Consider the following 8,983-nt stretch of genomic DNA (forward strand, 5'->3'; position numbering starts at 1 on the left):
CAGGACCTAATGCGCCGCATCATCGAGCAGGGTCTGTTTCCAAAACAGCAGGCTGGTCCAGAAATAGTAGTCCTCGTTCTCCTTCTTGTGGAAGCCATGACCTTCGTTCTGCGCCAACAGATGCCAGGCCGTGCCGCCGTTGGCCCGGACGGCCGAGACGATCTGGTCCGCCTCTGACGCCGGCACGCGCGGGTCATTGCCGCCGGTCGCGACCAGCAGCGGTATTTTGATCTTGTCCACGCTGGTGAGGGGTGAGATGGCTTGGAGCTGGGCGCGCTGTGCCGGGTCGCGCTCGTCGCCGTATTCGACGCGGCGCAAATCCCGACGATAGGACTGGGTGTTTTCCAGGAAGGTGACGAAGTTGGAGATGGCGACGTAGCAGTTCGCCCCCTTCAGCCTGTCGCTGTAATGCACCGCTGTGGCATAGCACATGTAGCCGCCGTAGGAGACGCCGGTGACGGCGAACCGCGACGCATCCAATCCGGGATCGGCCTGCAACCGATCAAGGAAGGCGCCGATGTCCCGGACGGAATTTTCGCGCTGGAACGGCCCGTTGTCGAGATTGACGAAACGGGTCCCGTATCCCGAAGATCCCCTCACATTGGGAAAGAACAGGGCCACGCCCAGTTCATTGAGCAGATAGTTCTGCGGCCCAAGGAAGTCGGGCCGGGTCTGGCCTTCGGGGCCGCCGTGGATATCCACGATCAACGGTCTCTTGCCGGGGAAACGCGCCGGATCGGGGCGATAGAGGAAGCCCGAGACCCTCTCGCCGTCGAAGCTTGTCACCTCGACCAACTGCGGCTCTATGTTGACAGCGGGGTCCAGGCCGCCGGTCTCGCTGGCGGTCCAGCGCGTCACGGCCAGGGTCTTGGGATCGATCGAGAAGGCGTCCCCCGACACCCGAGCCGACGAAAGACTGAGGCCGATCGCGCCCCACGGCGAAACCTGTATGGCCGACCCGATGCTGTAAGGGATGACGCCTTCCGGCAATCCGTCCACCGGACGGACGACGCCCGACGCCGTATCCAGTATCCGCACGCGCGACACGCCGGCGTCGTTGATCGCATAGACGACGAAACTGCCATCCGGGGCCAGCGCGTAGTCACTGACATCCCAGCGCGGTTCGTGGCTGACCGGCACGAATCCGTCCTTGCCGATGCGTCCGAGGCGAAGGAAGTCGGACTGCTTGTTGGACGTCACCCATACGCCGCCATCCGCACCATATTGCGGACCGACGTAGGACACCTGGGCCGTGGGATCCGTCAAAGCCGTCATTCGACCGCTGGCTAAATCCAACTCATAGACAACAGCGTTGTTCACGGACATCCGATTGAGAACCAGCGCCTTGCGCCCGTCCTTGGAAAAGTCGGCTATGTTCCAGCCGCCGCCGGACACCTGAGCGACCAAGCGTTCGCTGGAGGGGTTCGACGGATCGACGACGTAAAGATCCATGTCCGCCCCATTGCGTCGCGACGAGGCATAACCGATCAGGCGGCCGTCCGGGCTCCAGGCTCCGAACCAGTTGCGGCTGCGCCCGTCTGTCAGGCGCGTCAGACGTCCGTCCTTCAGCGTGTAGAGTTGGTAGAATTCGTCACCGCCACTGTCCTTCTGCACCACCAGCGTGCGTCCATCCGGCGATGGGGCTCCAGTCAGGATCGGCTCGCCTTCGAAGCTGATCTGGGTGCGGGCGCCGCCAGGCGCCGAGACTGCGTGCAGTTGGTCGGTCGCACCGAACCGCGTCTTGATCAGCATCGACTGGTCGGCCGCATTCCACCCAAGGAATGCGGCGCGGCGCGACTGCAGATAGGGCTGGGTCGCCGCCACCAGAGCGTCGGGAACCGGCGGCAGGCCGTCCGCAACGATGGCGGCGGGCTTGGGCGCCTCGGCCAGTGCGAACGGAACTCCGGCGACGGCGGAGAAAGACAAAACAAGCGCCAGCGTGAGACGGGACATCGGCGACCGCACCATTCTGTTAAGGGAAAAAAAAGTAATGGGCCGCCGGACCTTGCCGGCGACCCACTGTTCAGGACGTCAGAAGCGGTAGCGTGCGCCAACCGTGACATAACGCCCGATCACATCGTAATAGGGCGAATAGAGCGAGCCATTGGGCGGCGCCTTGTCGAAGAGATTGGTGGCGTTGGCGTACAGTTCCACGCCCCGCGCACCATAGTGATCCAGATCCGCAGTCAGGCCCAGGTCGACATAGGTGTAAGCCGGGATGTCGTTGTTCGAGATCTTGACGGTGCGGTTATAGAGACCCTGAGACAGGTATCGCGCCCTCAGATCGACGCCGAACACCTCCCCTTTCCAACCCAGGTTGGCGTTCAGGCGGAAGTCCGGCACGCCCAGACCGAAGGCGTAGCCCTGCGACTTCACATATTCGATCTCGCTAACGCCATCGTTGGTCGTCAGGGTGTTCACCCAGGTGCCCACCACGCGCAGGCGCAACCGGCCCGTCGCGCCCGGAACCCAAAGGTCGGCCGGCGACGAATAGGAGACTTCCGCATCGACCCCGTCGGTGTGGTACTCGGCCAGGTTCACATATGTGGAGCGGGTCCGCACCAGATTGCCGTTGGCGTCACGATCAACGAAGGCGCACAGCGCCGTGTTGCCATTGAAGCAGCGCGTGACCAGATCCTGCGGCGCCACCGTGCCGATCACATTGTCGATCTTGATGTCATAGTAGTCGATCGACAGATTCAGGCTGGGGATCGACGGCGGCGAATAGGTGAAGCCCAGGGTCAGGGTGTCCGCCGTCTCGGGCGCGAGGTTCGCGTTCCCGCCTCCGTTGTTCAGCGTATAGACGGTCTGGCCCTTCAGCGGGTCGTTGATGTTGTTATATCCGGTGGTCGTCGTCGTGTAGAGCTCCGTCAGATTGGCTGATCGGATGTCGCGAGACTGGGTGACGCGCCCGCGGAAGCCGGGGAAGAATTCGTTGGTCGCCCCAACTTTCCACGACCAGATCGAGCCTGTGGTGTCGTAGTCCGAGATGCGGGCCGCAGCATTGAACTCCAGATTGTTGAAGACGGGCATGTCGCGAACCACTGGAACCAGGATTTCGGCGAAGGCTTCCTTGACCGAGAACTCACCCGCCATGGCCGAGAAGCTGAAGCTCTGGAACGCCTTGGCGGCGTCTAGGTCGCCCACGCGCTGATCCGTCTGCTCCTTGCGCGCTTCCAGGCCGACCGCGACGGACACATCGCCTGCAGGTAGGCTGAACGGTTCGCCCCGCAGGCTGACGCCGGCGACATCGAGCTTAGTCGTCGCCCGCATCTGCGGCGTCCCCGTCACGTAGTCGATCGCCGCTTGCGACGGCGCCCCCACCCCAAAGAGGTTGATCGGGACGCAGCCGGAGTTGGCGTTGGTGAGCGTGACGCGGCAGACGGCCTTGTTGGTGACCGGATCGATGACGGAATCGACGGCCTGAGCATAGGGCGTGGTCAGCAGGAAGCCGGGCGTGTCGATGTTGTTCTGATATTCGCCATGGCTGTAGTAGGCGCCCCAGCGCCAGTTGGAGCCGAACTCGCCGTCCAGAGCCAAGGTCGCCTGGGTGGTGACGCGCTCGAAGTCGATACGCGAAAAGGCCAGATCGGAGTTGAATCGGCCCATGGTGAAGCTGGTCTGACCGGCCGCCGCCATCTGCTGCTTGATCGCGGTCGGCAGGAAGGCGTTGTCGATCTTGATGTTGAGATTGCCGCGGTTGTGGTCGCCAAACCAGATGTAGTCGTTCCACATCCGCGAATGACGCACGTCGGCTGTCAGGCGCAGCTTGTCCGACAGATCGTAGGTTACGCTCGCCAAGCCGGTGTAACGCTTCTGGGGCGTGACCAGCGGGCTGAGATCATCATTCGAAGGCCCCTCGCCGCCAACGGTGTTGGAGCCGACGACCCGCCCATAGTTGAAGGACCGAAGGGTGCCGTCTGGATTGAACACCTTGCCCGCGTTGACGCCGGACATGATCAGGCCGCCATAAGCCGCATTTGCGAAGCCGACGTTCGGCACGGTGACAAAGCCGCCCGCGCCGTCGGAAACCTGAGCCCAGCGCCCGATCGCCGGGCGCGCGACCTTAGGCGTCACACCGGCATTATCCAGATATTCTCCACCAATGACGAAATGGCCGCGATCGCCGGCGAACCCGGTCCCCCAGGCACCCTCGAAACGCTTTTGCTCCGCATCGTCGAAGGACGAGATGCCATACTCGGCGCCCAGCTTGCCGCCCGTGAAGGTGCGGTCGATCCCGATGTTGACCACGCCGGCCACGGCGCCCGAGCCCCAGGCAGCCGAAGCGCCTCCGGTGACCACGTCCACGCTCTTGACCAAGACTGCGGGGACGCTGTTCAGATCGTTCTCGCTGGACACGCGGCGCCCGTCGATCAGGACCAGGGTCCGGCTGATCCCAAGACCGCGCAGATCGACCGGAGCGTTGCCCGCGCCGGTGTTGGTGCCGGTCGTCTGCGGTGAACTGGTCGCCTTGAACTGGGGCATGTCATTCAGCGCCGCCGCGATGTTCGGGCGGGCGCCGACGGACAGGTCTTCTGCCGTCAGCCGGATGGTCGGCGTCGGAGCCTGGAAGCCGGCGCGGTCGATGCGCGATGCGGTGACCACGATATCATCGACCGAGGCGGCTTCGGCCGGTTTGGGATCAGCTTCCTGCGCGACGGCGGCGCTGGCGCAGGCCATCAGTGCAACCAGGCTGGCGCAACTGGTCAAGGAACGAGCGAAACGAGACAAGGCGAGACTCCTCATTTGAAACGACGCCCCTCCCCAGGGGTGTCTGCTGCGAGCGACGCTCTGACGGCGCCGTTTCGCCCCCGCTGTCATCGGGCCTGAGAGCTTCGGGCGCGCACGCCCTTTCTCCTTCGGCGAGGTCGCGTCCCCCGGACGGACCTGCTCTCCAGCGTTTCATCAGCAAGGCGGTCCGTTTGCCTGAGCGTTTCCGGGGCGGTTGCGCCTTCGGCGTCGGCCTGCACCGATCTCTCCCGCCTTGCAGGCATGAGTAAGATTGACCCGATAGCGACTGTCAAATCAGCTAAAATTGGTATAATCGTTCCCGCAGCGCGCAAATTTTAGGGATAAAATCCCTAATCCCGAGCCAGTCGCTTCCCGTGAGTTGTGCAACCCACATGCATGTCGGGCTCGTGACAGGATAGTGACAGCAAACGCCGCCTCTGCACTTTTGAAGTTATCCACAGAAACCGTTAAGGCGCGGAAATGTCCGAAGGCGCCCTTGTCGCCATCCGCATCGCTTCGCTCCACCGGCCGAGGAGGCGCGTGCGGCGCGCTTGATCCAGATTAGCCAGCAAGGCGGGCCCAACCCTTATCGGCCGAGCGCCCGGCGCGGCTGTACGCAAGGGCGTATCAACATCGTTGCGCACTGGCCGAATACCCAACGCGCCAATCACCCTTTGACCTTCACGGGATAACAGGAAATCCAGAAACAATTTCGCCGCGTTGGGATGGCCGGCGTTGCGCGGGATGAAGGCGACCCGCGATACGGACAGATGATAATCGCTGGGCGTGATCAATCCGATCTGCGGCGCTTCGGCAGCCCACGAAGCGGCATAGGACTGGTTCATATTATAGGCGAAGGCCATCCGCCCATCCGCGATCTGCCCCATCATTCGCTTGCCCGAGGTGTCGAGCCTAGGCCGCGACGCGCCCAGCGCCTCCATCAGCGGCCAGGCGTCTGGATAGATCTGAACGTCCGCCGACAACTGCATCAAGCCGACGCCGCTCTGCTCGGCGTCATACATCGTGATGCGGCCATCCAACACGCCGGAGCGCGCATCGAGCAGACGAAGCAAATCCGCATGGCTGCGCGGCACGACATCGTCTGCAATCCGCTCTCGGTTATAGACGAAAACTATCGGCTCCGCCGTCAGCCCATAACCTTGGTCGCGCCAGACCGAACCATCCGGCATGGCGGCTCGATGCGGCGACTTGTAGACTTGAGCATAGCCATCATTGATGAGCTTGACCTGAACGTCCATCGCCGTGCTCCAGACTAGGTCCGGTCCCGTTCGTCCTGCGTCCGCCAGCGCTCGCACCCGCTCAGCGATCTGAGTGGAATTGATGTCCAGGAGATGCACGGCGATCTGGGGCCAACGCCGACGAAACGCACCCACCACCGGCCCCATCAGGCTGGTATTGGTGATAACTTTCAGCGCGCCTTCCCGACGCGCCATCCACCGGACACGCTCCGCCGTACCAACGCCTTGCGGCTCGAACGAACAGGCTGTGCTCAATCCCCCGCCGCTTGCCGCCAAGCCGCCGGCCAGCCCCCGAAGCAGATATCGGCGATCCGGCTTCAACCTTCGAGCTTTCGGGCTATGGTGTTGCGCATGATCCTTCGTCCCCTGTCGTCGCCATGAAAATACTCGTCGTCGAAGATGACAAGGCGCTAAGCCATTCCCTTGAGGCCAGCCTCGTGGAGAGCGGCTTTCAAGCGACATGCACCCACAGCGGCGAACAGGCATTGCAGATGGAAAGCGTCGGCGGGTTCGACGCCGCCGTACTGGATATAGGCCTGCCCGACATCGACGGCTTTGCGGTTCTTGCGGCGCTTCGCCGCCGAGGATCTTCGATGCCGATCTTGATGCTCACGGCCCGCGACGCCCTGGGCGATCGCGTCGCCGGGCTGGATTTGGGGGCCGACGACTATCTGGTCAAACCCTTCGCCCCCGTCGAACTGACGGCGCGACTTCGCGCCATCGTGCGACGCCGCCAAGGACAGGCCGCGGGCGCCGTTGTCGTCGGCACCCTCTTCTGCGACTGGCGAACCGGGCGCGCCTCGGTCAATGATCGCGACTTGGCTCTCCGCCCCCGCGAATGGGCGACCCTTCGCGTGCTGGCGTCCCGACCTGGGCAGGTGGTGGATCGCGACCTTCTGGCGGCCGAAGTCTTCCCTCAGGATGAGGCCCCCTCCTTGAATGCCTTGGAAATCCACGTGGGCCGACTTCGGCGCAAGCTTCAGCCTGATGGCCCTGCCGTGACGAACATCAGGGGACGCGGGTATCGCCTCGATCCATGAACAGCGCCGGGTCCAAGTCGTCCCATAGTCTGGTCATAAGGCTGTTGATCGCGCAGGTCGTTCCGCTGGCGATCCTGGCCATCGTCGTGCTGGCGGTCGGCGCCTGGACGGCCCAACGCATCGTGGCCGACAACTCGGACCGCCTGCTGGCCGGCGCGCTTCAAACCATAAGAGCGACAGTGTCTGTTGAACGCGGACACATCACCGTCGATGTCGCACCTTGGACACTCGCGCTTTTGGACGGCCCCGAACGCGACGCCGTCTTTTACAGCGTCCGCGACGGCGATCAGTTGGTCACGGGCTATGCAGATTTGCCAAACCTGCCTCAGGCCCAGCAAGAAGAACCAGTCTTCGCCGACCTGTCCGTGAGGGGTGTTCCCGTGCGGATGGTTCAGCAGACACTGAACATCCCCGGGCACGCCGCGCCCATTAGCGTTTCCGTAGCACAAAGCTTGGATTCCCGCAGCGCCAGCCTGCGTGAACTCTACCGCAGCCTTTTGCTGCCGCCGGCTCTCCTGGTCGTGCTCGCTGCCCTTCTGGTCTGGCCAGCGCTGCAATGGGGCCTGAACTCGCTCAAGCGTCTTATCGATGATCTGACTCGTCGCCCCGGCATTTCAACGGCCTTCGCGCCGGCCGACATCGACTTGGCGCCACGCGAGTTCTGGCCCGTCCTAACCGCCTTCAATCATCTTCTCGCCCGGCTTGAGACATCGACCGCCGGCGTTCAAAAATTCGCGGCGGATGCTTCGCACCAGTTGCGCACCCCTCTCTCGGTCGTTTCCGCAAATCTTGCGCTGCTCACTGACTCGCATCACCCTTGGACGCCTCAGCAAAAACGATTGATTGACGACTCTCGCGACGCCGTTCGTCGTATGACGCGCCTCGTCGAACAGTTGCTGTCGACGGCGCGAGCGGACGCCGCCCGCATCAGTACGTCCGCTGACCTCGGCCGCGCCGCCCGGCGCGCGTGTCAGGTCGCTCGTGCGCGCCGAGACTTTCCAGACGGCGCCCTGCGCCTTCGCCTTGCAACCGAACCTGTCATCGTCCTCGGCGCGGAGGATCTGATCACTGAGCAGATCCTCAACCTCATCGACAACGCTTTTCACCACGGCGCCGCGCCCGTTTTCGTGCATGTGCGCGCCGCAGGCTCGGTCAGCGTTTGGGATCATGGTAAAGGGGTCTCGGAAACCGCTCTCCCCCACCTCGCCAACCGCTTTTTCCGCGCGAACACGACAGACACTCCAGGATCAGGCCTAGGCCTCGCCATCGTTTCCTCACTCGCCAAGGCTCAAGGCGGCGAGTTCGAACTACGCAACCGCGACGGCAGACGAAGCGGCCTCGTCGGCCGGCTTGTTTTTAAAAAGCAGCAGAACAATCTTGGCCTGACGTCCAATTAGGCATCACAAAAAGCGAGACCCTCCAAAAATCTTCGAAGGGTCTCGTAAGAAATAACTTTTTAGTCAGCGACTTACCTGCCACTTCGGAAGCGATATCGAAAGCTCCCGAAAGGCCTGAATTATGCCCACTCGATTGTCCAATAGACCCGAAGGCGCTGATTTATCAGCGTCTTTTCTTTGATCTACTGAATATGCCGTCAGCGATACCGACACTTATGCACGACTACTGAAAACTAACGGGAATTTTGCCAATATAAAATTTCAGTGATCTCGCCATCTATCGACACGTAACCGCCGCTGGCGAGTCCGCCAAGCGCAAATGGCTCCGACCTCAGAGCGGCTTGTATACCGACGATCCATACCGACACGATCAACTGGCGGGACTCGACGATACCGTCATTTGAATGGTCGGCCAATGTCGTCAGTGCGCCGATACCGTTGAAAAAGTCGGCAATTGCCACGGGCTTCAGGGGCTGATTCACTCTGGTCATTGAGACCGGAGGCAGCGTGATGATGGGCGAGCGGCGGGTCGATCAGGCGGCCCTGTTCTATACTT

6 protein-coding genes and 1 riboswitch are annotated in these 8,983 nt (G+C 62.5%); of the genes, 2 read left to right on the forward strand and 4 right to left on the reverse strand.

Features of this window, described 5'->3' with window-relative positions; all coding sequences use genetic code 11:
- Positions 1-6: 6 nt before the first annotated feature.
- The 3 genes from KZX42_RS16415 to KZX42_RS16425 all read right to left on the reverse strand — a co-directional run bounded on the left by KZX42_RS16415 (position 7) and on the right by KZX42_RS16425 (position 6,185).
- Positions 7-1,953, reverse strand: a complete 1,947-nt coding sequence (locus KZX42_RS16415) for a prolyl oligopeptidase family serine peptidase (protein WP_248121143.1) — start codon at positions 1,951-1,953, stop codon at positions 7-9.
- A gap of 78 nt (positions 1,954-2,031) precedes the next feature.
- Positions 2,032-4,731 carry a TonB-dependent receptor gene (locus tag KZX42_RS16420; RefSeq protein WP_248121145.1) on the reverse strand — a complete coding sequence of 900 codons (2,700 nt, stop codon included), beginning with the start codon at positions 4,729-4,731 and terminating at the stop codon, positions 2,032-2,034.
- A gap of 173 nt (positions 4,732-4,904) precedes the next feature.
- Positions 4,905-4,992: riboswitch (glycine riboswitch) on the reverse strand.
- 206 nt (positions 4,993-5,198) lie between these two features.
- Positions 5,199-6,185: an ABC transporter substrate-binding protein gene (locus KZX42_RS16425; protein WP_248121147.1), complete on the reverse strand. Its 987-nt coding sequence runs from the start codon at positions 6,183-6,185 to the stop codon at positions 5,199-5,201.
- Between the two features lie 71 nt (positions 6,186-6,256).
- Between KZX42_RS16425 and KZX42_RS16430 the strand changes: the two genes are divergently transcribed.
- Complete coding sequence (locus KZX42_RS16430) at positions 6,257-7,030, forward strand: response regulator transcription factor (RefSeq protein WP_248121149.1); 774 nt, start codon at positions 6,257-6,259, stop codon at positions 7,028-7,030.
- Between the two features lie 44 nt (positions 7,031-7,074).
- Positions 7,075-8,427, forward strand: coding sequence for a sensor histidine kinase (locus KZX42_RS16435; protein WP_248121151.1), 1,353 nt, complete (start codon positions 7,075-7,077; stop codon positions 8,425-8,427).
- Positions 8,428-8,660: 233 nt separating this feature from the next.
- On the opposite strand, the gene KZX42_RS16440 is transcribed toward KZX42_RS16435, so the two are convergent.
- Entirely contained in the window at positions 8,661-8,909 is a 249-nt protein-coding gene (locus KZX42_RS16440; protein ID WP_248121153.1) for a hypothetical protein, read from the reverse strand.
- Between the last annotated feature and the right edge of the window lie 74 nt (positions 8,910-8,983).

It is taken from the genome of Brevundimonas sp. EYE_349 (assembly GCF_023147505.1).
GTDB lineage: Bacteria > Pseudomonadota > Alphaproteobacteria > Caulobacterales > Caulobacteraceae > Brevundimonas.

Bases quoted from the DNA above. Each gene is read 5' to 3' on its own strand.
- KZX42_RS16415 (WP_248121143.1), bottom strand. From the start codon at position 1,953: ATGTCCCGTCTCACGCTGGCGCTTGTTTTGTCTTTCTCCGCCGTCGCC.
- KZX42_RS16425 (WP_248121147.1), bottom strand. From the start codon at position 6,185: ATGGCGCGTCGGGAAGGCGCGCTGAAAGTTATCACCAATACCAGCCTG.